Annotated in this window: 21 protein-coding genes; 16 read left to right on the top strand and 5 right to left on the bottom strand. The window is 49.7% G+C overall.

The window, feature by feature from the left end; all coding sequences use genetic code 11:
• Both AC5JO6_RS07325 and sipA read right to left on the bottom strand, forming a co-directional pair.
• On the bottom strand, positions 1–3663 hold a 3663-nt coding region (locus AC5JO6_RS07325; protein ID WP_496080399.1), incomplete at its 3' end, for a tandem-95 repeat protein.
• Positions 3664–3843: 180 nt separating this feature from the next.
• On the bottom strand, positions 3844–4068 hold the full coding sequence (sipA, locus tag AC5JO6_RS07320) for a regulatory protein SipA (RefSeq protein WP_496080398.1): 225 nt from the start codon (positions 4066–4068) through the stop codon (positions 3844–3846).
• 1008 nt (positions 4069–5076) lie between these two features.
• Between sipA and AC5JO6_RS07315 the strand changes: the two genes are divergently transcribed.
• Positions 5077–9354 carry an amino acid adenylation domain-containing protein gene (locus AC5JO6_RS07315; protein ID WP_496080397.1) on the top strand — a complete coding sequence of 1426 codons (4278 nt, stop codon included), beginning with the start codon at positions 5077–5079 and terminating at the stop codon, positions 9352–9354.
• Positions 9355–9437: 83 nt separating this feature from the next.
• Here AC5JO6_RS07315 and AC5JO6_RS07310 read toward each other — a convergent pair whose 3' ends face one another.
• Positions 9438–10610 carry a PRC-barrel domain-containing protein gene (locus AC5JO6_RS07310; protein WP_496080396.1) on the bottom strand — a complete coding sequence of 391 codons (1173 nt, stop codon included), beginning with the start codon at positions 10608–10610 and terminating at the stop codon, positions 9438–9440.
• 611 nt (positions 10611–11221) lie between these two features.
• Here AC5JO6_RS07310 and AC5JO6_RS07305 point away from each other — a divergent pair.
• Positions 11222–11746, top strand: a complete 525-nt coding sequence (locus AC5JO6_RS07305) for a fatty acid hydroxylase (RefSeq protein WP_496080395.1) — start codon at positions 11222–11224, stop codon at positions 11744–11746.
• Between the two features lie 255 nt (positions 11747–12001).
• On the opposite strand, the gene AC5JO6_RS07300 is transcribed toward AC5JO6_RS07305, so the two are convergent.
• Complete coding sequence (locus tag AC5JO6_RS07300) at positions 12002–12334, bottom strand: hypothetical protein (protein WP_496080394.1); 333 nt, start codon at positions 12332–12334, stop codon at positions 12002–12004.
• Positions 12335–12469: 135 nt separating this feature from the next.
• Between AC5JO6_RS07300 and vapB (AC5JO6_RS07295) the strand changes: the two genes are divergently transcribed.
• From vapB (AC5JO6_RS07295) to AC5JO6_RS07280, 4 genes are all read left to right on the top strand, one after another.
• Entirely contained in the window at positions 12470–12700 is a 231-nt protein-coding gene (vapB, locus tag AC5JO6_RS07295; RefSeq protein ID WP_496080393.1) for a type II toxin-antitoxin system VapB family antitoxin, read from the top strand.
• Positions 12694–12909 (top strand): type II toxin-antitoxin system VapB family antitoxin, encoded by a 216-nt coding sequence (vapB, locus tag AC5JO6_RS07290; protein ID WP_496080392.1) that lies wholly within the window; start codon positions 12694–12696, stop codon positions 12907–12909. Before vapB (AC5JO6_RS07295) ends, vapB (AC5JO6_RS07290) begins: the two co-directional genes overlap by 7 nt.
• The gene (locus AC5JO6_RS07285; protein WP_496080391.1) at positions 12909–13298 is read left to right on the top strand and encodes a type II toxin-antitoxin system VapC family toxin; all 390 of its coding nucleotides are present in this window, start codon (positions 12909–12911) and stop codon (positions 13296–13298) included. The genes vapB (AC5JO6_RS07290) and AC5JO6_RS07285 overlap by 1 nt, the downstream gene beginning before the upstream one ends.
• 69 nt (positions 13299–13367) lie before the next feature.
• Positions 13368–14588 (top strand): glutathione S-transferase family protein, encoded by a 1221-nt coding sequence (locus AC5JO6_RS07280; RefSeq protein WP_496080390.1) that lies wholly within the window; start codon positions 13368–13370, stop codon positions 14586–14588.
• A 21-nt stretch (positions 14589–14609) separates the two neighbouring features.
• On the opposite strand, the gene AC5JO6_RS07275 is transcribed toward AC5JO6_RS07280, so the two are convergent.
• Positions 14610–15239 (bottom strand): helix-turn-helix domain-containing protein, encoded by a 630-nt coding sequence (locus AC5JO6_RS07275; RefSeq protein WP_496080389.1) that lies wholly within the window; start codon positions 15237–15239, stop codon positions 14610–14612.
• Between the two features lie 239 nt (positions 15240–15478).
• Between AC5JO6_RS07275 and purU the strand changes: the two genes are divergently transcribed.
• The 10 genes from purU to AC5JO6_RS07225 all read left to right on the top strand — a co-directional run bounded on the left by purU (position 15479) and on the right by AC5JO6_RS07225 (position 25672).
• A complete protein-coding gene (gene purU / locus AC5JO6_RS07270; RefSeq protein ID WP_496080388.1) occupies positions 15479–16339 on the top strand; it encodes a formyltetrahydrofolate deformylase in 861 nt (286 codons plus the stop codon).
• 9 nt (positions 16340–16348) lie between these two features.
• Positions 16349–17590 carry an FAD-dependent oxidoreductase gene (locus tag AC5JO6_RS07265; protein ID WP_496080387.1) on the top strand — a complete coding sequence of 414 codons (1242 nt, stop codon included), beginning with the start codon at positions 16349–16351 and terminating at the stop codon, positions 17588–17590.
• Positions 17591–17653: 63 nt separating this feature from the next.
• Positions 17654–17953: an antibiotic biosynthesis monooxygenase family protein gene (locus AC5JO6_RS07260; RefSeq protein WP_496080386.1), complete on the top strand. Its 300-nt coding sequence runs from the start codon at positions 17654–17656 to the stop codon at positions 17951–17953.
• Positions 17954–17986: 33 nt separating this feature from the next.
• Positions 17987–18316 carry a low molecular weight protein tyrosine phosphatase family protein gene (locus AC5JO6_RS07255; protein WP_496080385.1) on the top strand — a complete coding sequence of 110 codons (330 nt, stop codon included), beginning with the start codon at positions 17987–17989 and terminating at the stop codon, positions 18314–18316.
• Between the two features lie 52 nt (positions 18317–18368).
• Positions 18369–18629: a sarcosine oxidase subunit delta gene (locus AC5JO6_RS07250; protein ID WP_496080384.1), complete on the top strand. Its 261-nt coding sequence runs from the start codon at positions 18369–18371 to the stop codon at positions 18627–18629.
• On the top strand, positions 18626–21769 hold the full coding sequence (locus AC5JO6_RS07245) for a 2Fe-2S iron-sulfur cluster-binding protein (RefSeq protein ID WP_496080383.1): 3144 nt from the start codon (positions 18626–18628) through the stop codon (positions 21767–21769). Before AC5JO6_RS07250 ends, AC5JO6_RS07245 begins: the two co-directional genes overlap by 4 nt.
• Positions 21766–22431, top strand: coding sequence for a methylglutamate dehydrogenase (locus AC5JO6_RS07240; RefSeq protein WP_496080382.1), 666 nt, complete (start codon positions 21766–21768; stop codon positions 22429–22431). Before AC5JO6_RS07245 ends, AC5JO6_RS07240 begins: the two co-directional genes overlap by 4 nt.
• 253 nt (positions 22432–22684) lie before the next feature.
• Complete coding sequence (gene glnT, locus AC5JO6_RS07235) at positions 22685–24013, top strand: type III glutamate--ammonia ligase (protein WP_496080381.1); 1329 nt, start codon at positions 22685–22687, stop codon at positions 24011–24013.
• 85 nt (positions 24014–24098) lie between these two features.
• Complete coding sequence (locus AC5JO6_RS07230) at positions 24099–25007, top strand: class II glutamine amidotransferase (protein WP_496080380.1); 909 nt, start codon at positions 24099–24101, stop codon at positions 25005–25007.
• Positions 24995–25672, top strand: coding sequence for a protein glxC (locus AC5JO6_RS07225; protein ID WP_496080379.1), 678 nt, complete (start codon positions 24995–24997; stop codon positions 25670–25672). Before AC5JO6_RS07230 ends, AC5JO6_RS07225 begins: the two co-directional genes overlap by 13 nt.
• Positions 25673–25733: the final 61 nt, after the last annotated feature.

The raw sequence follows: 25733 nt of genomic DNA, 5'->3' as shown, positions 1-25733 counted from the left end.
GAAGGCATCCGGGGTCGCCACGGGTGCTTGATTCACGGGCACAGGGGCAGTGACGAAAATATTGACCGTAGCGGGATTAGAGTTGCCGATGCCGTCGCTTGCTTGGTAGGTAAAGCGATCGGTGCCGACATAGTTACTGTTTGGCGTATAGGTGAAGGTACCATTTCCGTTGAAGATGATGGCACCACTCGTGGGTGTGGTTAATAGATTGGCGGTCAGTGCGTTGTTTTCAGGATCGGTGTCGTTGGCGAGAACTCCCTGTCCAGCGACAGTGAGAGCAACATTGCGGGTAGTGGTATAGCTATCAGAGTTGGCAGTGGGAGGGCTGTTGAGTGCGCCACCCACGTTAACAAACAGGGTTTTAGTGTCCGATAAAGCTGTGCCGATGCCCGTGTTGCCTTCATCGTTGACGCTAATGCTGATGGTGTCGAAGCCAGTAAAACCGGGATAGCTGCGATAGATGAGACTACCGATCGCCGTATTGATTGCAGCCAGCGTTCCTTGGAATGTGATGCGGTTATTTTGATTACCTGTGCCTTGAGTAAAGGTAAGTCCTGTGTTAGATGGCAGCGAAAGAACCCCATTAGCAGCGGCGATCGTTACGGTCTCTGTACCGCCTGCGGCATCTGGGTCGCTAATACTAACACCGACGATCGCCAAATTAGTGTTGGCGACAGTCGAAGGTGCCAGCGGTACTGTGATCACAGGAGCCTGGTTGATGCCCAGCACATTGATTGCGATCGTCTTGCTGTCGCTTAACGGAATGCCAAAGCCAACATTGCCGTTATCGTTCACGTTGATGCTAATGGCATCAGCACCGTTAAAATTGGCGTTGCCCTTATAGACGAGAGTACTGAGAGCGCTGTTGATGGCTGCCAAGGTACCGCTGAAAATCAGACTGCCGCTCGGACTGCCGTTTCCGCTTGTGAAGGATAGTCCGGCTGTCGTACCCAGTGAAAGCTTACCGTTTGTGGCTGATAGACTCACCGCGATCGCACCACTGCCAGCATCCACATCCGTAATGCTAATACCCGTTACCTGTAAAAGCGTGTTCTCGTTCACAACCTGAGCCGCTGGTACCGTTAGCACTGGAGCATCATTTACGGGCGTTACCGTCACCACCAAACTCTTTGTGTCTGACAAAGCAACACCGTTGCCCGTGTTGCCGTTGTCATTCACGCTAATAGAAACTAAGTCAGAGCCATTGAAATCCTTATTGCTCTGATAAGACAAGCTGCTCAGTGCCGTATTGATCAGCGCTAAAGTACCTGCAATGGTGAGGTTCCGGTCTTTGAAGCCTGTGCCCGTTACAAACGTTAGCCCAGCAGTCGTACCGAGAGAGAGAACACCATTTACGGCTGAGAGGTTGACCGTCACATTGCCGCCGCCAGCATCCAGATCGCTAATACTAATACCAGTGAGGGAGAGGCTTGTATCTTCGTTAACTGATTGCGAGGTCGGCACAGTGATGGCAGGCGGCTTGTTGACAGAATTTACCGTCACCGCGATCGTTTTGCTGTCCGTCAGCGCTCCACCTTTGCCCGTATTGCCATTGTCATTGACCGTAATACTGATGGTTTCAGTACCCTGGAACGAAACATTACTACGGTAAATCAGGCTGGTCAGTGCATTGTTAATCGCGCTCAACGTACCGCTGGCAGTAATTGAGTTGGCTGCACTACCATTTCCTTGTGCAAAAGTTAAGCCTGCGGTTAAGCCTAGAGATACCAACCCGTTTGCGGCTGAAATGGTGATGGTTTCGCTACCAGTCCCACCATCAAGGTCAGCAAGGCTCACGCCTGTAATGAGCGAGTTAGCGTTTTGATCAACTGTCTGACTACCTGGAACGGTCAAAACTGGCGCATCGTTCACCGGGTTCACTGTGATGCCGAACGTGTTGCCAGCGATCGCTCCACCTGCTCCATCGGACACTGCAAAGCTGAAGCTATCAGACAGCGTTTCGCCACCGTCATGCTGATAACGGAGCAGGTTACTGGTGATATCTGCTTGCGTAAAGGTTGCACCAACACCGATCGCCGCTCCATTCAAAGAAAGGGCACCATAAGCAGGCAGACTTCCCACCGTATATGTCAACTGTGCGATCGGGTTATCATTGTCAGCCACCTGGAGCAAACTGCTGCCGATTGTTGCAGCAGCACCTTCATCAAGCGTCAGTCCAGCATTCGTCACCAGCACTGGTAAATTATTAATGAGCAGGTTAAGCGCATACGCACTGCTACCACCATTAGCGGTATAGACCCGAACGTAGTAAACGCCAGCATTCAGTGTGCTGTTAATCGTTTCCGGGCTAATACTGCTCAGCGTCGAGCTTTGCAAAAGCTGGTTACTGCTGTTAATTAACTGCACGTCTAAATTATTAGTAAAGCCTGTGAGCGTCAGGCTAACAGCACTGGAAGTGCTCAAATTGAGCTGATAGTAGTCGCTCTCCAAACTACTGACAGCATCACGATACGTCCCGCTGCCTGTCAAATTGTCACCAACATTGAATGCATTAGACAATGCGTTTCCAGCCACGCTAATGGGAGCGGGTTCAACAGTGCGAACAAAGGGAGAGAGCGATCGCCAGTTAGGATCACCAACAGCTTGAAGGTAAACATCTGTACTGAAGGTAGTGCCATTCATCAGCCAGATCACATTCTGCCCGGTGCTGTAATTGCGCCATAGTAAATCGGTCTTACCATCGCTATTAAAATCACCCGTCCCACTAATACGCCAACTAAGATCGCCAATGGGACGCAGATAAACGTCTGAACTAAAGGTGGTGCCATTCATCAGCCAGACTACATTTTGCCCGGTGCTGTAATTGCGCCACAGAATGTCGGTCTTGCCATCACGATTAAAATCACCGACTCCGTTAATTTGCCAACTCGGATCGCCAATCGGGCGCAGATAAACATCTGAACTAAAGGTGGTGCCATTCATCAGCCAGATGACATTCTGCCCGGTGCTATAATTGCGCCACAGAATGTCGGTTTTGCCATCACGATTAAAATCACCGACTCCGTTAATTTGCCAACTCGGATCGCCAATCGGGCGCAGATAAACATCTGAACTAAAGGTGGTGCCATTCATCAGCCAGATGACATTCTGCCCGGTGCTGTAATTGCGCCACAGAATATCTGATTGACCATCCTGATTGAAGTCACCTCCGCCTTGTATCGCCCAATTCAAATCAGTGATAAGCCTTAGAGAAGCATATGCTTCAACTGATGCATCCGTTACCTGCCAGACGACATTTTCACCAGTAGCATAATTACGCCAAAGGATATCCGATCGGAGGTCACTTTGAGCAGACACATTCAAGCTGTAGTTGGCACTGGTGGCAAAAGCACCTGTAGCGACACGAATGTAGTAGGTTCCAACATCTAACGTGGTATTGATGGACTCAGCTAGATTGCCCGCATTGTTAGATGATTGTAAGACTCCGTTAACGCTAAGTACGCTACCTGTGCTAGATAGCAAAGCAACGTCAGCGTCAGTATTTAAGCCTGTTAAGGACAGGTTAAAACTACTACGATGACTGAGAGTGAAGCGGTAGTAGTCATTCGCAGTTGGAGTCACAATGTCTGGGAAGGTCTGAACATTGGACGAAAGGTTCAGCGCTGTCGCTGTTCCCAAAGAGTTCCCGGCGATATCAGGCATAGCTACTACTCAAGCAATGGCATAGCTATGTTGCCCGGATATGTTTTAGGGCTAACGACTTTGATGCTGATTCACAAAAGTTGTCTCTTTAGACAAGCCTTTAGAGTGAAAATACCGATTAACTTTTGTCGTTTTTTCTCCGCCCTGCGGTTTTTACGGAGTTAACTATGCTGACGATCGCTACCCTTCGACGATCGCTTCTAAATACTGTGGCTCTAATAGAAATGTGCCACTAGCAAAGCGAACGCCCCAATAGTTACCCGGTCGCTGGTTTACCACAACGCCTTCTAATCCCACAGCAAGCACGTTCGGCGGACGCAACGTGGGCATTGGATCAGCAGTTTTAATAAAAGCAGGAAGAGCCACAATACGGACACGATCGCCCACTGAGATTACTTTTGACATGATGTTATTCTCTCGGCATAGAATGTCAAATAAAAGCGTGTAACAAAAAAGCTTCAATGCCAATCGAAACAGAGTTAGTGCTTCTAGTTCCCAAGACTCTAATCAGTTACGTACCTTCTCAGCCTAGCAAACTTAAGGCAACTTCCGTCAAGTGGATTATTTAGAGTAGCTGCACTAAACACATAAAAGCCTTTGCCTCGTGACACCTTGCTGCTGTTGGGTTGCTATTGCCGAGATCATGCTTCTGCTCAAACGCTTCACTGCTTCCAGCCGACTCTACATTCTTCACGCGTTGACCTAATCTCAACCCCTGTTTAGCGTCGCTTCACTAAAATAGTAAGACTGCAAAATTGGCTGATTGGCAGTAATTGGCAGTAACTGACACAGTCATCTGCAACCTGCATAGCCTCAAGTGAATAAAATGCCTACCCATGTCTTAACTAATTAGATTGAACTATTTGAATGTGCATAAGCAGTACTTGGGTTAACTGCTTTTGATGTTATTAACTACTTACCATCATTGCAAGTTCAATCTTCATAATGACCTTCTACTCTTGTTGAAAACAACGATCGAGAGGCTTCTTAAACACACTTAAAATTGCTAGCACCGCTTTACTTCACGACTTGAAAACTCAGATCAGCTTTTCAAGAAAGCATATAAAGATTTCTTGAAAGCGTAAGGTAAACGGCATGGATAGATAAAGACTAAGTGAAGGATCGTCATTTATGCATTGACGGTTGTAAGTTAGGGAAGCATAAATGGAATGTTGTTACGAACAAAGATGTCTAGTGGATTTGTCTATTTACTAATGTTCACTCTTTTTTCTTCCTTGAGCTGAGTTAGCTCAAGCACAGATGTCCTTGTCGAGACGGCTCTCCGCCTCGACAAGAAAGGCAGTATTTAGTGCTGGTACTCAGTCCACCGCCACGTTTGCAGTCTCATTAAAACCCTGAAGGGTCTGGGTGAAGTCCTCTGTGTAAGTTCAGCTATACAAATTCATCCTTATCATGATGCTCTTCAATCCTTCTAAGCGACTACGACCAGCTAAAGCATCGGTCACTGAGCCAAAAATAGAGAGAGCAGGCGCGATCGGGAAGGCTTTAGAACCGTTGTTGCATGACTCGCCCATGCCAATTACGTCCAAAAGGATAGAAGCTTCGTATGCACTCTCTCCGATGCAACAGGGCATGTTGTTCCATAGCCTGCATGAGCAACAGTCTGGAATCGATATCGAACAAATGGTTTGTACGCTGCGTGAAAACCTTGAAATTGCACCGTTCATCCAAGCCTGGGAGCAAGTTATACAACGGCATCCAATTTTAAGAACCAGCTTTAGATGGAATGATCTAGATGAACCATCGCAGCAAGTGCATCAAGACGTACAACTGCCACTGACACAATACGACTGGCGAGAATTATCTGATATAGAGCAACTGGAACGCCATCAGACATACTTGCAAGGCGATCGCCAGCGTGGTTTTGATCTGACTCATGCGCCTCTCATCCGGCTTGCTTTATTCAGGTTAGCTGACGCTGAGTATCGGCTGGTCTGGACATTCCACCACATTTTGCTAGATGGACGCTCGTTTACGTGGCTACTCAAAGAAGTCTTCGCACTTTACGAAGCGGTTTGTCAGGCTCAAACGCTTTCACTGCCAACCCCTCGTCCGTATCGAGACTATATTGAGTGGCTACAGCAGCAGGATCTCGCGAAGGCGAAAGACTTCTGGCAGCACCTCCTCAAGGGCTTTTCCACACCCACGCCTTTACTTCCAATTCAAGCTTCTAGCCACTTGCTTGACCGGGCAGACTATGGAGAAGAGCAGATTTGCCTCTCGTCAGCCTTAACAACGGCGCTACAAGCTCTCGCTAAAGAGCACGACATCACACCAAACACGATCGTTCAAGGTGCCTGGGCACTGCTTTTAAGTCGCTATAGCGGCGAGGAAGATGTGCTTTTTGGGGCAACTAGAGCCTGTCGGCATTCGGCTCTGGGCGGAACAGAAGCGATGATTGGACTGTTGATCAACACGCTACCAGTGAGAGTCCAGGTTCCTGCTGAAGCGTCCTTGCTGCCCTGGCTGAAAGCGCTACGATCGCAGCACGTAGCCGTTCGTGACTATGAACACACACCGCTGGTTAAGGTACAGACATGGAGTGATGTGCCTCCTGGTGTAGCTCTGTTTGAGAGCATTGTCGTGTTTGAAAACTATGCGCTGAACACGACGCTTCAACAGCAGGGAGGCAACTGGCAAAACCGCCACGTTCAACTCCATGAACAACCCGGGTTACCGCTGGTATTGATTGGCTGTCTGGATGCAGAACTATTATTGAAAATTTCCTACGATCGCTCTCGGTTTGACCGGGCAGCGATCGTCCGACTACTGGGACATCTGCAAACATTGCTGGCAGGGATGGTTGCTCATCCAGAGCAAACGCTGGCAGATCTAACGCTGGTGACTGAAGCTGAACAACATCAACTGCTGGTGGCATGGAACGACACAGCGGTTCCCTACGCGCAAGATGTCTGTTTACATCAACTGTTTGAAGCTCAGGTCGTGTGCAATCCTGACGCGATCGCCGTTGTTTATGAAAACCAACAGCTAACGTATGGCGACGTTAACCGTCAGGCGAATCAACTCGCTCATCACCTTCAATCTTTAGGAGTTGGTGCTGGTACCTTTGTTGGAGTCTACTTGAACCGTGGCTTAGAGATGATTCCAGCTCTGTTGGGAATTCTGAAAGCTGGAGGTGCTTATGTGCCTTTGGAACCAAGCTTTCCTGAAGCGCGGGTGCAGTGGATTCTGGACTCACTCAATATTCACTGGGTTGTCACACAGGCGTGTCACCAACCAACGTTTGAAGGGCTACAGCCGCAACTTCCTCAGTTAGAGCATTTGATTTGTTTGGATCGAGCCGCGATCGAAACACCGACTGCCTGCGCCTCGAAGCCGCTGTCTTCAAAAGGACTGCACGTTTGGCAAGCATCCCACCTGTACAAGCAGCCACAACAGAATTTGCCCAGGCAAAACAGTCCTGATGACACTGCCTACGTGATTTTCACCTCAGGTTCGACTGGAACACCGAAAGGGGTCGTTGTTCGGCATCAGCCTGTCATCAATTTGATCGAGTGGGTCAACCGCACCTTTGCTGTGAACGCCTCCGATCGCGTATTGTTCATAACTTCTCTCTGCTTTGACCTATCGGTCTACGACATCTTTGGGCTTTTGGCAGCGGGTGGTTCTATCCGAGTCGTATCGAACGAAACGGTTCGTGATCCATCTGCTCTGCTACAGATTCTTTGTCACGAGCCAATTACCTTCTGGGATTCTGCCCCACCAGCACTACAACAGCTAGTACCGTTTTTTGCCAGCATTCCGGCAACTGATCGACCTAACCCGTTGCGACTTGTTTTTATGAGCGGTGATTGGATTCCGGTCACATTGCCCAACGCAGTGAAAGCAACGTTTCCAGGAGTCAAGGTAATTTCGCTTGGAGGTGCCACAGAAGCGACTGTCTGGTCGAACGTCTACCCCATTGACCAGATCGAGCCTCACTGGACAAGCATTCCCTATGGCAAGCCGATTCAGAATGCCCAGTACTACATTTTGGATGCTCGCTTGCAACCCTGTCCGATCGGGGTGACTGGAGAGCTTTACATTGGTGGTGATTGTCTGGCATCTGGATACACCGATCCAGTCAAAACAGCAGAACGCTTTATTCCTCATCCGTTTCATCAGTCACCACAGGCGCGGCTGTATCGCACGGGTGATTTAGCGCGCTTTTTCCCGGATGGCAATATCGAGTTCCTGGGTCGTATAGACCATCAGGTGAAGATTCGGGGCTTTCGCATTGAGTTAGGCGAGATCGAAGCCGTACTGGCGCAACATCCTGACATTCAGGTTTCTGTGGTCATGGCACGGGAAGACCAGCCCGGTGAAAAGCGTCTGGTTGCTTACATTGTTCCTCGTCAGCAGCCTGCTCCGACGATCGGTGAGTTGCGACGCTGCTTAAAAGAAAAACTGCCAGAGTACATGGTGCCTTCAGCTTTCGTCATGCTGAAAGAGCTACCCGTTACCGCCAATGGCAAACTCGATCGTCAGGCGTTACCGACTCCTGAGTTGGCATTTACGGACGATCGCCAAACCCTGTTGGTATCGGCGACTACTGGTGCAACGGATGCCGTAGCAAGTACATTCGTTGCACCGAGAGATGAATTAGAACGTCAGTTGACCGAAATCTGGCAGGACGTTTTGAGAATCAAGCCGATCGGCGTTTACGATAACTTTTTTGAGTTAGGGGGACATTCGCTTTCAGCCGTGCGGGTTTGGGCGCAAGTTGAAGAGCGGTGTAGCAAGGGTCTCCCATTGTCTACTCTTTTTCAAGCACCAACAATCAGTGAACTCGCAAAGGCTTTACGGCAACTGGAACCAACACCTATCTGTCCGTCGCTAGTGGTCATACAGTCGGGTAACCAAGCGAGTCATAAGCCGCCGCTCTTCTGTATTCATGTACTTGGTAGAGGACTAGAGTTCTACTTACCATTAGTGCGGCACCTCGATTCAGAACGACCCGTCTATGGTCTGGCAGCTCAAATTGCTGGAGAAGCGATCGCGCTCGATCGCGTTGAAGATCTAGCGGCGCACTATATTCAGCAGATGCGAACACTACAGCCGCAAGGACCCTACTTATTAGTAGGCATATCGTTCGGCGGTTTGGTTGCGTATGAGATGGCACAGCAACTCAAAGGGCAAGGACAAGAAACTGCTTTGTTGGGGTTGATTGATACCTATCCCCCGATCGCCGCTCAGTCTTCTCTAGCTCGTGATACAGCAACCAAACACTGGCATAAGATGAGGCAATCTGGTTTCGCTTACCTGTTACCCACGCTCAAAGAACAACTTCGCTGGCGAACGCATGACCTCACACAAGCGCTGTGGGATTTCTATTATCATGTCCGAATTAAGATCTCTCAACGTGCGGGACTGCCCTTACCAGACGAGATTATGGACTTTAACTATGAGCAAGAAAACCAGGAGTTAACCGCTCGCTACTGCATTCGTAGCTATGCTGGTCACGTTACCTTGTTCAAAGCAACTGAAATTGCTAGTGCCTATCACGCTCTTCCTGACAACAAATTGAGTTGGCAGAGTTTGGCAGAGAACGGCTTAGAAGTTTTTCTGATTCCTGGCAATCATCTGGGCATGTTGAAAGAACCTCACGTGCAACTACTGGGTGAGAAACTAGAAAACTGCATTGCCGATACAAGGGCACAGCAAATTTAGAATGACCTGTATTGACAAAGCTTCACTGTTTAGCAACAGCAAAGACGATTACAGAGCGTCCAAACTCACCCTACCGATAGCTCTTAAATCCAAGGCTCGTCGTCATCAATGTCAGTTGCTTCCAAGTTAAGTTTTTGTTGATGATTTGGGCTGTTTTTTGAATGTGGAGAAGCGATCGTTGGTAATGGGGTGTCGATCGATGTCCCGATCCAAGGTTCATCGCCAATCCAGGGAGCATCATCATCGTTGAAGTCACTAATCTCCGAGCGAGTGGTTTCAAAACCCGTTTGTTCGTTTACTTGAGTTGAAGGGATGATTGGTGTGGATGACACGGCTTGCTCAGTATCGTCTGTCGTCGGTTCGAGGATTTCTTTTGCCTGGACGGTCAATGTTTGGATGCCATCTTCGACTTGCTCACCCAGGCTTTGGATGCCGTCTTCAAACTGTTCGCTGAAGGTTTGAGTGCGTTCTTTCATCCGTTCGGCAAGCACCTGGCTATTCTCTTTCGCTTGTTCAACGATCGTCTGCGCGTCTTCCTGGAGCTGCTCGTTGATGTTTTGAATCGTTTCTTGCGCCTGTTGAGAGAGCGATCGCGCTCGTTCCTTTAACTGTCCAGTCAGGGTTTGAAACCGCCCCTTTGCCTGTTCGGTAGCGGCTTGTGCTTGTTTTGAGAGCGATCGCAATTCTTCGGTCGCTTGACCATAGTCTTCTTTTAGCACCGACGTGGCTTTCGCCAACGTTTGCTTGATGCCGCTTTGATCGACTGCCAGCGTTTGAGCTGAGGCTTCGGTCACAAGCACCCGTTTTCGCCCCATACTCAGCACTTGTGATGGTGGTAGCTGGTAGAGATCACTGGCAATGCCAGCCCAGCCACTTGATGCCAGCAAGTAGTGAGTAATAGTGCCTGTTTTCAGGTTAAAAAGGTAATCGGTGATTTTGCCGATTTTGTTGCCAGTTTCACTCCACACCTCGCAGTGCAGCAACGTTTCAAGCTGACGTACTTTTGTGGCATCCGTTTCTTCGGGTTGATCGCGAGTCAAGATGCCATTGGCACCCAATGTGCTGATTTGAGCCAGTTTGAAGGCTGTTTTTTTAGCTCCGAAGGTGCCTGCTTTGCAGACAAAGCCCAACACACGATGGGCAGAGGGATACATCCACATGACTTCTACTCGCCCCAGTGCTTCCATGGTGGTGCGATCGAGTATTAGCTGGTTGAGCAAGTCGCTCTGTCGGATTACGTCAGGTAATGGTGTCATTGCGTTCGTCACACTCCTGTTGCAAGTGTTCGTCACACTCCTGGTTGCAGAGTTTGTACATCCAGAGTTCAGTGTCTATCTCTTGATTTTATGCTGCTTGCAGTCGAGTTGCCGATGAAATGGCATTGATGCAGAGCGCGTAGCGGTGTGATGGCGACTGAGTTTACCAATTGTCGGTTGGCGATCGAACCGTCAACTGTTGCCGAAGCAGCCTGAGCAGGTATCACCTGGAACGATCGTAGAGAACGCTACAAGGATCTTGGCTTTCACTGACAAGATCGGTACAATAGTGCAAAATCTACGGTTAACCTATCGGAAAACCATTGTATGCAAGATTTGCTTGACGTGAGGTGAAGACATGCTTGTCTATCGGTGTCGAAACACATGATCCCTGTAGCCAGAGTCGCTTCTTTTTGAGTGCTGTAGGCTACACGCAAATTGAGCTGAGAGATGTTAACAAGAGATGATCTTGGGGTTAGTCCTCTGGCTCCAGTGATTTCTAAAGACTCGTTTGGTTTCTTTAGCTAATGACGTTTTGAGACGGTAGAGGGCTTGGGTGCCTTTCCGGTCAAATTCTACGATGCCAATCTATATCGGTGTGAGGAATATCCATGCTTGAGGCGATCGCACGTGCGTTCATTTGTCCATTGACAGTTGCCTGGTTGTTGTTGGTGCTTGGCGATTTTTTTTCTACCTTTTGCTACCACGTTCCCGAACATGTTTTTGGTAGCCTTCATCTTAAGACGCACCATTCTGCAAAGAAAACGTTTCACCACTACGCCATTTTGACGTTCAACGTGCAGGTTTTGCTTGACGGTCTTTTGGGTGCATTACCGTATCTGCTGGTGGCGGTGGCGCTGTGGTCGTTCTCACCGATCGGCGTTATCAGTGGGCTACTCTTCGGACAATTTCACGTTTGGTGGCGGCATGTTAGCGCGTTGGGCTGGCAAACACCAAAACCGATCGCGCTGTTGTGTCAGGTTTGCTTCATCACGATTCCTGAACAGCACTGGCTGCATCACCAGAAGACAAGCGTGGGTTTCGGGGATATTTTTACTTTTTTTGAACAGCCTGCCAGAGCATGGATGCGCCTACTGCGGTTGCTGAGACTTTATTTGAAGTATGTGCCTGTTTAATGAACACGGGCTTGGTTTGGAGGGGCGATCGTGCCCCCTAACCCTACATTCACGCGATGTGCGACTTTCCTAAAATACCTGCCAAAACTGCCCTCACCCTAGCCCTCTCCCGATGGGAGAGGGAACCGGAACGGTCTGGAAGCCCTTCTCCCTGGGGAGAAGGGTGGGGATGAGGGCGAATTAGTTGCACATCGCGTTACGTTCATCTGTGGGTAAAGAATTGACGGCTTTAGTGTGCCCCTTGCAACACGACGGTTAACGCTTGCAGAAGGAATAGTTGGGGCTGTGATGCGAGTGTGCATTGAGCAATGCGCGATCGATGTGGTCACAGTGGCAATGTAGGGTGATGCAGTTGTGATCGATCACGATCAATTTGAGATCGATGCAGTCGCCTTGGTAATGCAGGGGCATACATTCGAGATCGATCACGCTGCCTTTGAGATCGATCACGCTGCCTTTGAGATCGATCGCGATCGAGTCAAGATCAACGCGGCGACAGTGACAATGTAGGGGCACAATTTTGCCTCGTTGAGCGATCGCGTCTACTCCTGTTGAGTAGTAGTTGACTAGCTCCACGCCAATCAACACTTTGACCGTTGCCGCGAGAAACCCGGTTTTTGGAGACTCGCGCGATCGCGTCTACTGGCTTATTCTGGAAGAACGGTTGTGTATATTGTGCTGTCAATGCGTTTGATTGCGAACTCTACGTTGGAGTAAGGAGCCATGATTCAAACAGATTTATTAGAGGCGTTGCAGAAATTACCTGAGTCATTACAGCAAGAAGTGCTGCATTATGCCGAATTTCTGGTTCAGAAGTATCCTCAAGACACGATCGCAGCAGAGCCGCCTGAAAAGAAGCGCGAAGCGGGTGCGCTTAAAGGAAAAATCTGGATGTCGGATGACTTCGATGAACCGTTAGAAGACTTTTCTTTGAAGGAGGATGCGTCATGTTAGAGACTACGATTTTGCAGAATCTTGAGAAACTACCGGAAGCACTGAAGCAAGAGGTTTTGCATTACACAGAATTTCTTGTGAATCGTTATGCAACGGTTTCTTCTGAGCAAGAGTCTCTCAAACGACAGGGTTTTGGCGTTTGGAAAGACAAAATCACGATCGCTGATGATTTTGATGAGCCTCTGGAAGACTTCAAGGATTATATGTAATGACGGCTGCGCTTCTGGATACACATGTATTTCTGTGGTACATACAGGGCAGTCTTACCTTGAGTGCATCGGCAAAAGACATCATTGAAGCGCGAGAAAATCGGATTTATCTGAGTATCGCCAGCCTTTGGGAGATTGCAATCAAAGTTGGCTTGGGAAAGCTAGAACTCCAATCTTCATTTCAAGACTTACGTCAGCTTTTACAACAGTTTGATATTGAAACTCTCCCCATTACCTTTGACGATGCAGCGCTCTACTTGACACTACCACTGCATCATCGTGATCCATTCGATCGGATGCTCATTGCACAAGCGATCGTTCATGATTTGATTATGATTAGCCGTGATGAGCAGTTTGACGCATATCCGATCCGGCGATCGTGGGCATGAAGCAAGACGATCCGCTGTTGCAGACAGTTTTAGACCGTTACCGTTAGACTCAATCTGGTTGAACTCATTATGACATCCCTTTCTACAGCGATCGATCCTTTAAGTTGGTCAGAACTCGAAGCTCTGGCAGAGTTTCCAGTCGATCCGGTCAATGGCTCGACCAATGCTCAAGCTCGTTTGCGTCTCTTTGGTCATGCTGAAGCAGACGTGCGGGTAACGCTCTACCGCGACAACCATGCCTGGTGTCCTTACTGCCAGAAAGTTTGGCTGTGGCTGGAGGAGAAGCAAATTCCCTACCGTATCGAAAAAGTCACGATGTTTTGTTATGGGGAAAAAGAAAGCTGGTACAAGCGCAAAGTGCCATCGGGAATGCTGCCCGCGATTGTGCTGGACGATCGCATCATCACCGAAAGCGATGACATTTTGCTTGCTCTGGAACAGGCGTTTGGGGTATTGGGATTGGGCATGAAACACCCCGCAGTGCTTCCCCTGAGGTATTTAGAGCGTCTGCTTTTTCGATCCTGGTGTGCCTGGCTATGCTATCCATCCAGTTCGGCTCGGCAAGAACAGGGGAACCGCGACCAATTCGTCAGCGTAGTCGCTAAGGTCGAAACGGCTCTGGGTGCCACGTCAGGTCCGTATTTTCTGGACGAGTTCGGCACGGCTGACGTGATCTTTACACCCTATGTCGAGCGGATGAACGCCAGTCTTTACTATTACAAAGGTTACTCCTTGCGTGAAGCAAACCCACGACTAGCGGGCTGGTTCGCGGCGATGGAAAGCCGTCCTACTTACCGTGGCACTCAGAGCGACTTCCACACTCATGTGCATGATTTGCCACCCCAGATGGGAGGCTGCTGGGAAAACGGTGAACCGCAGATGGAATTGAATAAAGCACGAGTGGATAACGGTCCCTGGAATGGTCTGCCCGACGTGACCTACCCAGAACCGGAAACCTCCCGCGCTGAGGCACTTTATCGGGTGATTAGGCATCGCGCCAATATTATTCGCGTCAATCCCGCTGACGATCGCTTGATGGATGAAGCCTTACGCTGTGCGTTGACTAACCTGATGACGGGTCAAGTGTGTACACCACCATCCGGTTCTGATGTGGCGCTGCGCTACCTGCGCGATCGCATTAACGTGCCGCGCGATATGTCGATTTATGCTGCCAAGCGGTTGAGAGAAGCTTTGGAAGAAACTGCTGCTCTGGTCGGCGATCGGCAGGGTCAACCTATTCCTGTGCAGCATCGGCGAGACCAGAACCCGGCTGATTTTGCCAAACGTTAGAAACGAACGCATCAACAAGCTCTAAGACAAATCTACTTGTGAGACAGAGTAGTAGATGATGGCGAGAAAGCGAATGGGTAGTGTGAGAAGCTTTTCGGGACCGTGGGGAATGTCACCGCGAAAGGTGAGGGAATCGCCTGGTTCTAAAAGGTATGTGGATTGCCCATGACGATATTCGATCGCGCCTTCCAGCATATAAATGAATTCCGTGCCGGGATGCTCAAAGGTGGGGAAAACCTCGGAGGCATCGTCCATCGTAATCAGAAACGGCTCAAAGAGCTTCGTGGGTCCCTGGTCGTATGCCAACAAATGATAGGTATGCCCGCACTTTGTACCTCGACGCACTACTTCCATCCCATCGCCTTGCTTGACCAGTTGAGCGCTGCCTGTGGGAATGTTGTAGTTACGAAAGAGTGTGGCAAGTGACACGCCGAGAGCATTAGCAAGTCTAGCCAATGTTTCCAGGCTGGTGGCAGTTTGCGCGTTCTCGATTTTGGATAGCATCCCACGCGAGATGCCGCTCTGTTCAGCAACTTCGGCGATCGTCAGCCCATGTCGTTGCCGCAAATCCCGAATGGTGTTGCCCACATAACGCTCTAATGTATGGTCGGTGACGCGCTGTTCGGGGTTGCTGGTCGTAGCCTCCGTCATGACTCACCTCGTAGGCGATCGCTTTGCTCTGGCTAATTTGCATAATAGCAGGAAAATTAGTTGACACACATGAATCAAAACGGCATGATAATAGGACTCAAGCACAAGGCTTTCAGATCCTCGCAAAGCTTTTAGATCCCCGACTTCTCTGACGGTAATGCGATGTGCCCAGCTTTTACAACAGAAGTCGGGGATCTTTGCATAAGTCCTAATCACTAACGTCTCCTGATGGAAAGCCGATGTCCTCCGTAAGACGCTACACTCTGACCCTTTCGTGCCCCGATCGCGTAGGCATTGTGGCAGCCGTGAGTACGTTTGTTGCCAATCATCAAGGGTGGATTGTGGAAGCGCAACATCACGCCGATCGTGTGGTAGAGCGATTCTTCATGCGTCAAGAAATTCTCGCCGATTCCCTTCCCTTTGGCATTGAGGCGTTTCGTGAACAGTTTGCACCGATCGCTGAGTCATTCCACATGGAATGGAACGTCACCGATTCGGCACAGAAAAAGCGAGTGGTGATTCTGGTTTCCAAATTAGAACATTGCCTGTACGATTTGCTGGCACGATGGCAAAGTAGCGAACTGGATGTCGAAATTCCCTGCGTCATTTCTAATCATGATGTGTTTCGTAAGTTTGTGGAATGGCACGAAATCCCCTTTTATCACGTGCCCATTACGCCCAACACAAAAGCAGAAGCCTTTGATAAAGTGAGCCATTTGTTTGACACCATGAAGGGTGATGTGATGGTGTTGGCGCGATATATGCAGGTGCTTTCACCAGAGGTGTGCGATCGCTACTCTGGACGTATTATTAACATCCATCATTCCTTTCTGCCCTCGTTTGTGGGTGCGAAGCCATACCATCAAGCGTATGAGCGCGGCGTGAAGCTCACAGGTGCCACCTGCCACTATGTCACAGCCGACTTGGATGCGGGTCCCATCATCGAGCAGGATGTAATTCGCATTGACCACTCCGATTCGGTAGAAGACTTAGTGCGTTATGGCAAAGATATTGAAAAAGCGGTGCTGGCACGGGGATTGCGCTACCACGTGGAAGATCGAGTGCTGGTGCATGGTAACAAAACCGTTGTGTTTCGGTAGGAGAACCCTATGCCTTTGCGTCTCCTAAAGTTTGGCTTTTCTAAGAAATACCCCGAACCACGCATGTTTCGGCAGCACGATCGCCTCAAGTCGAGCTACGACGCGGTGATCATTGGCGCAGGTGGTCATGGACTCGCAGCCGCCTACTATCTAGCGCGCGATCACGGGATGCACAATGTTGCCGTGTTGGAAAAAGGCTACCTCGGTGGTGGTAATACGGGACGCAACACCACGATTATTCGCTCTAACTATCTCACTCCCGAAGGCGTGAAGTTCTACGATGAGTCGGTGCGGCTGTGGCAGGACTTATCACAGGATTTTGATCTGAATGTGTTCTATGCCACACGCGGACATTTCACATTGGCACATACCGATGCGTCGGTGCGAACGATGCGATGGCGATCGGAGGTCAACAAACATTTCGGCATTGACAGCGAATTGGTGGATGCTGATGCCGTTCAAGAAGCCTGTCCATATATGGATGTTACTTGTGGTGGCAATGCCCCTATCCTCGGCGCACTCTACCATGCACCGGGAAGCATTGCCCGCCATGATGCAGTGGCATGGGGCTACGGGCGTGGGGCTGATCAGCGGGGTGTAGAAATCCATCAGCAAACGGAAGTCTTAGGTATCAACGTGAAATCTGGTCGTGTCACAGGTGTGAAAACCTCACGCGGCACTATTGCCACATCACGAGTGTTGTGCGCGGTTGCCGGATCAACGCCACGGTTGCTGGATATGGTAGGACTGCGATCGCCCCTCTACATCCATCCCTTACAAGCAATGGTAAGCGAACCAATGAAGGCATGGCTCGATCCCATCATTGTCTCTGGTAGTTTGCATGTGTATGTGAGCCAAACGGCACGGGGAGAACTGGTGATGGGTGCGTCGCTTGACCCCTATGAACTGCATTCCACCCGATCGACCCTCGATTTCGTGGAAGGCTTGGCGGCTCATATGCTGGAACTCTTTCCGTTCCTTTCACACGTCAAAGTGGTGCGGCAATGGGCAGGGATGGCAGATATGACACCAGATTTCGCCCCCATTATGGGAAAGACCGCGATCGAGGGTTTCTACCTCGACTCTGGCTGGGGCACCTGGGGCTTCAAAGCCACGCCTGTCGCGGGAAAGACGATGGCATATACGGTAGCGAACGATCGCACTCATGAGTTAATTGAAGACTTTTCACTCGATCGCTTTGCCAACTATGCGTTGGTGGGTGAAAAGGGTGCCGCATCGGTGGGACATTAGGATAAAGGCAGAAGGCAGAGGGCAGAGGGCAGAAGGCAGAAAGAAAGTCAAGGATTGGATTTTATGGTGCTTGAGGTGGCGATATTGATGGTTAAACGTGGTCTGGAGCAGGCGTTTGAGACTGCGTTCAGGCAAGCTTCTGTCTTAATTGCGTCCATACCAGGATATGACTCCCATGAACTCCATCAATGTCTGGAAGTGCCGGGGAAATATTTACTGTTGGTGCGATGGCAGACATTGGAAAACCATATGATCGGCTTTCGGGAGTCATCCACCTATCAAAAATGGAAACAGCTTCTCCATCACTTTTATGATCCGTTTCCCGTCGTTGAACATTTTACAGAAGTTGTTAGCTGGAAATAGAAGTCAGGCATACCCATGAACGGTGGGAGGCTCATGAAAAAATTGCTCTTTGTGTGTGGCAAAAATCGTCTACGTAGCCCAACGGCTGAAGCAATTTTCTCGTATTATGAGGGTTTAGAAGTCGAATCGGCTGGGATCGATCGGGACGCAGACGTTCCACTCGGTCATGAAATTATTCAGTGGGCAGACATCATCTTTGTGATGGAAAAAGTACACCGAAGTAAGCTCTCAAAAAAGTTCCAGCGCTATCTCAATGAGAAACGAGTGATTTGTTTAGATATTCCAGATGAATATGAGTATGTGGAGCCAGTTTTGATTGAACTACTCAAGAAAAAGGTGTTACCGCTCTTAGGAACCTTTTAACACTGATAAAGTTAGCACTGAAACAAATGACTGTGATGGATGGGATTGAACGATGAAATTAATGGTTTGTCCAATTAACGGTGCCAGATCGATTTCTGAATTTGTGTATGGCGGCGAAGTGCGTCCCATAACCGATCCACAATTAGTAGATGATGCAGCATGGGCAGATTACATCTTTAATCGCAATGGTGCAGCAGGTGTAAAGCAAGAATGGTGGTGTCATACGCCGAGCAATACCTGGTTTCTAGTCGATCGCAATACCATCACCGATGAAATTCTTCGCACCTATCTTTTGGGTGAGGAGGCAGCATGAGTCAACGATTGCCACCTGTTCCCGGTGAATGGATCGATCGCACTCAGCCGATCGACTTTACCTTTGAAGGGGTGTCATTTCGAGGGTATCAAGGTGATACCATCAGCAGTGCTTTGTGGGCAGCAGGACAGCGGATCTTGGGACGCAGCTTTAAATATCATCGTCCGCGTGGGCTGTTGAGCTTTGCCAATCATGATATTAATACGTTGATGCAATCTGGTGAGAAACTGAATGTGCGGGCAGATGTCACACCGCTAGAAGCAGGAATGTCGCTCACCGCAATTAATACGATCGGTGGCGTGATGGGCGATCGTGCCAGCGTTCTCAACTTTTTTTCACCCTTTCTGCCTGTTGGTTTTTACTACAAAGCCTTTTTAGGTAAAAAACTTTTTCCTTTCTGGGAACGCCTCATTCGCCGTATGACAGGGCTGGGCGAAGGCGATCCATCCACTCCTCACATTCGCACTTTCAAACGCTACGATTTTTGTGATGTGTTGGTCATTGGTGCTGGAGTATCTGGGCTGTCAGCAGCACTATCAGCAGCAAATGCAGGCGCAGATGTGGTAACTATTGATGAGAATGCAAGGGCGGGTGGATCGGGTACTTACCAACTCGGTGGCAATCCATCTCGCGCTAAGAAAACGGGTGAGATGATGGACGCGATCGTATCCCATCCCAACATTCGCTTGTACCTGGGAACCGAAGCAGCAGGCTATTATGCCGATCATTGGGTTCCCCTAGTCGATCGCGATCGGCTTACCAAGATGCGGGCAAAGGCAGTGATTGTTGCCAGTGGTGCCTACGAACAGCCTGCCGTTTTCCATAATAATGACCTCCCAGGCATAATGCTGGCATCGGCGGCACAACGGTTAATCTATCGTTATGCCGTCAAACCCATGCAGCGGGCTGTGGTGTTAGTCGCAAACAGTGACGGCTATCGTGCGGCATTGGATCTGGTAGCACATGGAATTGTTGTGATGGCGATCGTTGATCTGCGTCCCACGATCGCAACAACGGATCTAATGCAAGCCGTGAAATTACACGGTATTCCCATTTTCGCAGGATATTGTATCTACGAAGCAAAGCGAAACCCAGCAGGCGATGGTGTTTCCAGTGCGGTGATTTGTCCGTTTGATGGTGACAAACCGCAAGTAGGACAGAAACGCACGATCGTCTGTGATGGCATTGTGATGAGTGTAGGTTGGGCACCAGCGGCAAATTTGCTCTATCAGGCGGGTGCCAAGATGTGCTTCGATGACCACTTGCAGCAATTTATCCCGGACGTTCTGCCTGCAGGAGTTTTCGCCTGTGGTCGAGTGAATGGAATCTTTGAGTTTGAGCAGAAAATGTTGGATGGCGATCGGGCTGGGATGTCAGCAGCAGTACATCTAGGCTTTAAGACCCCCTTCACCGAGCGGAATAGCCTTCAGTCTACACGGCTTACCTCGATCGACGAGAGGCTGAGACCAATACAAGCAGCACCTTTCGGGGGGCGTGGGGGAGTTAAGACCCCACATAGCGGGGGACAAGATGATTTCTGCGTCGCTGTGCCGAAGAAATCATCTTGGCAGGGGGGAAGTCCCCCGGGCAACGTTAGCAACGAAGCCCAGATGAATGTACACGGCAACTTGTCTGGGATCGCGGTTATGAATGAGGGCGAATCCCATCCCTGGGCGATCGTCCCCCATCCTCACGGCAAAAACTTTGTGGATTTTGACGAAGATTTGCAGCTCAAGGATTTCTACAACGCAGCGCAGGAGGGATTCGACAACATTGAACTATTAAAGCGCTATACCACTGTAGGGATGGGACCCAGCCAGGGCAAGCATTCCAACATGAACGCGCTACGAATTTTGGCACGTATTACAGGTAAAGCACCCGGTGAAGTCGGCACCACAACCGCACGACCGTTTTTCCATCCCGTTCCTCTTTCCCATCTGGCAGGACGTGGATTTACGCCTGAGCGTCAAACGCCTTTAAATAGTCGTCATACTATATTGAACGCAAAATTCATGCTGGCAGGTAATTGGCGACGACCCGAATACTATGTGCAAACCGGGAAAAGCCGTGAGGAGTGCATTCAATCAGAAGCGATCGCCGTTCGTACTCACGTTGGTATCATTGATGTCGGTACGCTGGGCAAGCTGGAAATACGTGGTGCCGATGCGGCTGAGTTTCTGGAGCGCGTCTATACAGGACGCTACGCTAACCTGAAAATTGGGATGTCACGCTATGCCCTGATGCTAGATGAAACAGGTGTAATTATCGATGATGGCGTGGTAGCGCGGTTTGGAGCCGAGCATTTCTACTTCACGACCACGACATCCGGTGCCGCGACTATTTATCGTGAGCTATCACGCCTCAATACCATGTGGCAGATGGATTGCGGCATTGTGAATACGACAGGGGCACGATCGGCAATCAATTTGGCTGGACCCTGCGCCCGTGAAGTGCTCACCACGCTTACTGATTTAGATTTATCCAGTAGTGCATTTCCCTATCTCGGTGTCCGTCAGGCAACCGTTGCCGGGATTTCTGCCCTTTTAATGCGCGTTGGTTTCGTGGGTGAATGGGGCTATGAGATCCATGTAGCGGCAGACTGCGCGATCGCCCTGTGGGATGCCCTTCTAGAAGCAGGTGCAGCCTATAATATCACGCCTTTTGGTGTGGAAGCACAGCGACTCTTGCGATTGGAGAAAGGGCACTTGATTGTGGGACAGGATACCGATGGTTTGACCACTCCGCGAGAAGCTAATCTGGGATGGGCAGTGAAGATGGATAAACCATTTTTTATCGGTCAACGGAGTTTGCAAAGTATGGCAAAACGTCCGGTTAAACATACATTAGTAGGCGTTATGCTAGAGCCATTTGAAGGGATGCCACCCCAGGAATGTCATTTAATCATCGATCGCGGTGACATTGCAGGTCGCATCACCAGTATCACCTTCAGCCCCTCACTGCAAAAATTTATTGGCTTAGCGTATGTGAAACCAGAGTTGGCAACGGTGGGCGATCGCCTTTCCATCCGTCGCTCTAATGGTTCCTTTGTCACTGCAACCATCTGTCCCACCCCGTTTTATGATCCTGGTAATCTACGCCAGAAAGAATCCATGCCAAACCGTGAGGAGGTTGCAGTATGATTCGCCTCAGTCCTATGCACGACTTGCTGCAATCCCTTGATGGAACGTGGCGCGATCTGAATGGAATGCCATCATTGGTGAAATTGCCCAACGAAGAGGCGATCGCCGCCCATTTAGGCATTGCTGATGTTTCTTGCCTGAACCGCTTCGGTGTCAAAGGAACCAACGCCGCCCATTGGTTAGAGAGTCAGGGTGTCGCAGTACCCGATCGCCCCAATACCTGGAATTCTCTTCCCGATGGTGCCATCATTGCCCGTGTTGGTTTAACAGAATTCTTCATTGAAGACAGTTTGCGTAGTCAATTTGCATCGCACTTAATGGAAAACTGCCAGCAACCACCCGCCAAAGTCTATCCCGTTTTGCGTCAGGATGCCGCGATCGTCCTCTGTGGCGCAGATGTTAACGAACTACTACTCCAAACCTGTAGCGTTAACTTTCGCGCTGTATCATTGATAGAACGTCCCATCTTCATCACGTCAATGGTAGGAGTCGCTGTTACAATCATTCCTGGCGATCGCAATGGCAACCCGTTCTACCGCCTCTGGTGTGATGGCACCTTTGGAGCATATCTATGGCGCACATTAGGGGCGATCGTGTCAGAGATGGGAGGTAGAGCGATCGGTATAGAAGAAGTGATAAAGGATAAAGGTTATGAGTTTTGAATTGTGAGATTTGAGTTGAAAGAAAGGCTAAAGGATGAAGGATAAAGAATAAAAGTTATGAGTTTTGAATTGTGAGATTTGAGTTGGAAGAAAGGCTAAAAGTTATGAGTTAATCCAAGTGCCCCTGCTTCCTCTGCCCCCTCTGCCTCTTCTGCCTCTTCTGCTTCCCCTACTTCCCCTGCCCCTCTGCCTCTTCTGCTTCCCCTGCCATCCCTACTCCTGACTCCCGCCCACCAACTTCAAGGAACCACCCATGACCCCAGAAACGGCAAAAAAATTCTTGGCAGACAATCACGTTAAATTCGTCCTAGCGCAGTTTGTGGATATGCACGGCACTGCCAAAACAAAAGCGGTGCCTGCGTCCCATTTTGATGATATTCTCGACCCCGGTGCAGGGTTTGCAGGGTTTGCGGTTTGGGGCTTGGCGCAACAGCCGAATAGTCACGATTTTATGGCAGTAGGCGATCCATCAACCTTAACGCTCGTTCCCTGGATGCCGGGTTTCGCGCGTATGGTTTGTGTCGGGCACGTGGATGGACAGCCCTACCCGTATGATTCTCGCTTTGTCTTGAAGCAGCAGTTGGAACGACTCAAGCAAAAGGGTTGGACGTTCTATACGGGATTGGAACCTGAGTTTGGCTTGCTGCAAAAAGATGCTCAAGGTCGCATTGCTCCTGCCGATATCACCGATACCTTAGAAAAACCCTGCTACGACTATAAGGGACTCTCTCGCAGTCGTACGTTTGTTGAAAAGCTGGTGGAAAGCCTGCAAGTGGCGGGTTTTGATGTGTATCAGATTGATCACGAAGATGCAAACGGGCAGTTTGAAATTAATTACACCTACACCGATTGCTTGACTTCTGCCGATCGCTACATTTTCTTTAAAATGGCTGCCTCCGAGATCGCTAAAGAGATGGGATTGATTGCGACCTTCATGCCCAAACCCTTTGCAAACCGCACAGGCACTGGAATGCACATGCATATGTCCATGTCCGATGGCAATTCTAATCTCTTTGCGGATGATAGCGATCCTCGCCAGTTGGGATTATCCAAACTCGCGTATCACTTCCTCGGTGGGTTATTAGCTCATGCGCCTGCCTTGACTGCCATCTGTGCGCCGTCCATCAATTCCTATAAACGTTTAGTGGTCGGTCGATCGCTCAGTGGCGCAACCTGGGCACCCGCTTACATTACCTACGGCGACAACAACCGCTCCAGCATGGTACGCATCCCTGGTGGACGGCTCGAATTTCGCCTTGCCGATGGTTCCTGCAATCCCTATCTAGCCGCAGCCGTCGCGATCGCTGCTGGTCTTGATGGCATCGAAAACGAACTCGATCCAGGCGAACCTCACAACATCAATCTCTACGATCTTTCTGAGGTAGACCTCACAGATAAAGGTATTCAAACCTTGCCCCAAAGTTTGAAGGAGGCGATCGACGCTCTCGAAGCCGATCCCATCATCACCAACGCTCTTGGACCACTCGCCACCGAATTCATCAGCCTCAAGCGCATGGAATGGGTCGAATATATGCGCCATGTTTCTGAATGGGAAGTGCAGCGGTATTTAGAATTTTTCTAAAGTTGCAAAGACTTCGGATTTCTTGGAGAAATCGGAGGTCTGAACCGCCTACTAACAACTAACAACTAACAACCAACAACCATCCATGTGCGGCATTGTCGGACTACTCATCAAAAATCCATCACTGCGATCGTCCCTCGGTGAACTAATGGTGCCCATGCTCATCGGCATGAGCCAACGCGGTCCTGATTCTGCCGGACTCGCCGTTTTTACCGAAACGCTCCCTGACCATCAGCGCAAATATAGTCTTTATGCTGGCAGCATTCATACTGGTGGAAACTTCAACTGGTTGGAACTCGCACAGGCATTTCAAACCCATTTCAAGACAACTCCTGACCTCCAAATTCATGAGAATCAGGCAGTTTTAACCGCTGATCTGGCTCCCAATATAGTTAAGCAATGGTTGCAAGTGCACTATCCACAAATCCATCTTCTATCGACAGGACGCGCGATCGACCTGTACAAAGATACTGGGAGTCCGACAAGCATTGCCGATCGCTACCAGTTCAAACACCTGCAAGGTTCCCATCTGGTGGGTCATACCCGCATGGCGACGGAATCGGCAGTCACGCCCGCTCACGCCCATCCCTTTACCGCTGGTGAAGACTTCTGTCTGGTGCATAACGGCTCCCTATCCAATCCCTACGAAATTCGCCGCAAGCTTGAACATCACGGCATCCACTTTGAAACCGACAACGATACCGAAGCCGCCTGCCGCTTTTTGGAATGGCGCATGCAAGAAGGGGATGATTTGAAAGCTGCCATTCAAAAAGGCTTTGAAGCGCTCGATGGTTTCTATACCTTTCTCATGGGTACCGCCAATCAATTAGCATTAGTGCGTGATGCTTTTGCCTGTAAGCCTGCTGTAGTGGCTGAAACGGATGATTATGTGGCGATCGCCTCGGAATTCCGCTCTCTCGCCCATCTCCCAAACATTAACCACGCTCATATCTACGAACCTGCACCAGAGGAAATGTATGTATGGACGGTGTAACCTTCGACCTCGCTCAAACGCCCCTACGTGAAGTCAATCGCTTTCTCCATCAATCATCAAGCGGGTATATCCATATCATCAATCCTGACGGTGCTCATAACATTGCAGTAGGCTTAGATGCTCCCATTGAAGTGGAAATCGTCGGTCATGCAGGCTACTACGCCGCTGGTATGAATAAACTGGCAAACGTCACCATTCAAGGTAATGTCGGTACTGGTGTTGCCGAAAACATGATGTCTGGACGAGTCCACGTTAAGGGCTTTGCTTCCGTCTCTGCTGGAGCCTCTGCCCAGGGTGGACTACTCATCATTGATGGCGATGCCAGTCTGCGCTGTGGTATTTCCCTTAAAGGAGCCGATATTGTGGTGGGTGGCAGCGTCGGCAGTTTCTCCGCGTTCATGGCACAGGCAGGGCGCATCGTGATTTGTGGCAACGCAGGCGATGCTCTCGGTGATTCCCTCTACGAAGCCATCATCTACGTGCGCGGTTCCATTAAATCGCTCGGTGCCGATGCCCAGATGGAATCCATGTCTGATGCCGATTATGAAACGGTTAGGGAGCTACTCGCCAAAGCAGGTTTCACCCACAATCCCAAAGACTTCAAACGCATCGCCTCAGCCAAGCAGCTTTATCATTGGAATGCGGATGCCAACCAAGAATATTAAATACACTAGGATCGTATTCTGCATTATCTGGTTAGGGTTGAAGCATGGTTGACTCATTGAT

Source organism: Tildeniella sp. (assembly GCF_059505325.1).
Note: the sequence above shows the minus strand (reverse complement) of the source record. Positions and strands in the feature narration are given on the sequence as shown.

Coding starts and splice junctions, on each gene's coding strand:
- AC5JO6_RS07225 (WP_496080379.1), top strand. CDS start 24,995: ATGGACGGTGTAACCTTCGACCTCGCTCAAACGCCCCTACGTGAAGTC.
- AC5JO6_RS07275 (WP_496080389.1), bottom strand. CDS start 15,239: ATGACGGAGGCTACGACCAGCAACCCCGAACAGCGCGTCACCGACCAT.
- AC5JO6_RS07245 (WP_496080383.1), top strand. CDS start 18,626: ATGAGTCAACGATTGCCACCTGTTCCCGGTGAATGGATCGATCGCACT.
- AC5JO6_RS07310 (WP_496080396.1), bottom strand. CDS start 10,610: ATGACACCATTACCTGACGTAATCCGACAGAGCGACTTGCTCAACCAG.
- AC5JO6_RS07305 (WP_496080395.1), top strand. CDS start 11,222: ATGCTTGAGGCGATCGCACGTGCGTTCATTTGTCCATTGACAGTTGCC.
- AC5JO6_RS07250 (WP_496080384.1), top strand. CDS start 18,369: ATGAAATTAATGGTTTGTCCAATTAACGGTGCCAGATCGATTTCTGAA.
- AC5JO6_RS07230 (WP_496080380.1), top strand. CDS start 24,099: ATGTGCGGCATTGTCGGACTACTCATCAAAAATCCATCACTGCGATCG.
- AC5JO6_RS07265 (WP_496080387.1), top strand. CDS start 16,349: ATGCCTTTGCGTCTCCTAAAGTTTGGCTTTTCTAAGAAATACCCCGAA.
- vapB (WP_496080392.1), top strand. CDS start 12,694: ATGTTAGAGACTACGATTTTGCAGAATCTTGAGAAACTACCGGAAGCA.
- vapB (WP_496080393.1), top strand. CDS start 12,470: ATGATTCAAACAGATTTATTAGAGGCGTTGCAGAAATTACCTGAGTCA.
- AC5JO6_RS07315 (WP_496080397.1), top strand. CDS start 5,077: ATGATGCTCTTCAATCCTTCTAAGCGACTACGACCAGCTAAAGCATCG.
- AC5JO6_RS07285 (WP_496080391.1), top strand. CDS start 12,909: ATGACGGCTGCGCTTCTGGATACACATGTATTTCTGTGGTACATACAG.
- glnT (WP_496080381.1), top strand. CDS start 22,685: ATGACCCCAGAAACGGCAAAAAAATTCTTGGCAGACAATCACGTTAAA.
- AC5JO6_RS07240 (WP_496080382.1), top strand. CDS start 21,766: ATGATTCGCCTCAGTCCTATGCACGACTTGCTGCAATCCCTTGATGGA.
- purU (WP_496080388.1), top strand. CDS start 15,479: ATGTCCTCCGTAAGACGCTACACTCTGACCCTTTCGTGCCCCGATCGC.
- sipA (WP_496080398.1), bottom strand. CDS start 4,068: ATGTCAAAAGTAATCTCAGTGGGCGATCGTGTCCGTATTGTGGCTCTT.
- AC5JO6_RS07280 (WP_496080390.1), top strand. CDS start 13,368: ATGACATCCCTTTCTACAGCGATCGATCCTTTAAGTTGGTCAGAACTC.
- AC5JO6_RS07260 (WP_496080386.1), top strand. CDS start 17,654: ATGGTGCTTGAGGTGGCGATATTGATGGTTAAACGTGGTCTGGAGCAG.
- AC5JO6_RS07255 (WP_496080385.1), top strand. CDS start 17,987: ATGAAAAAATTGCTCTTTGTGTGTGGCAAAAATCGTCTACGTAGCCCA.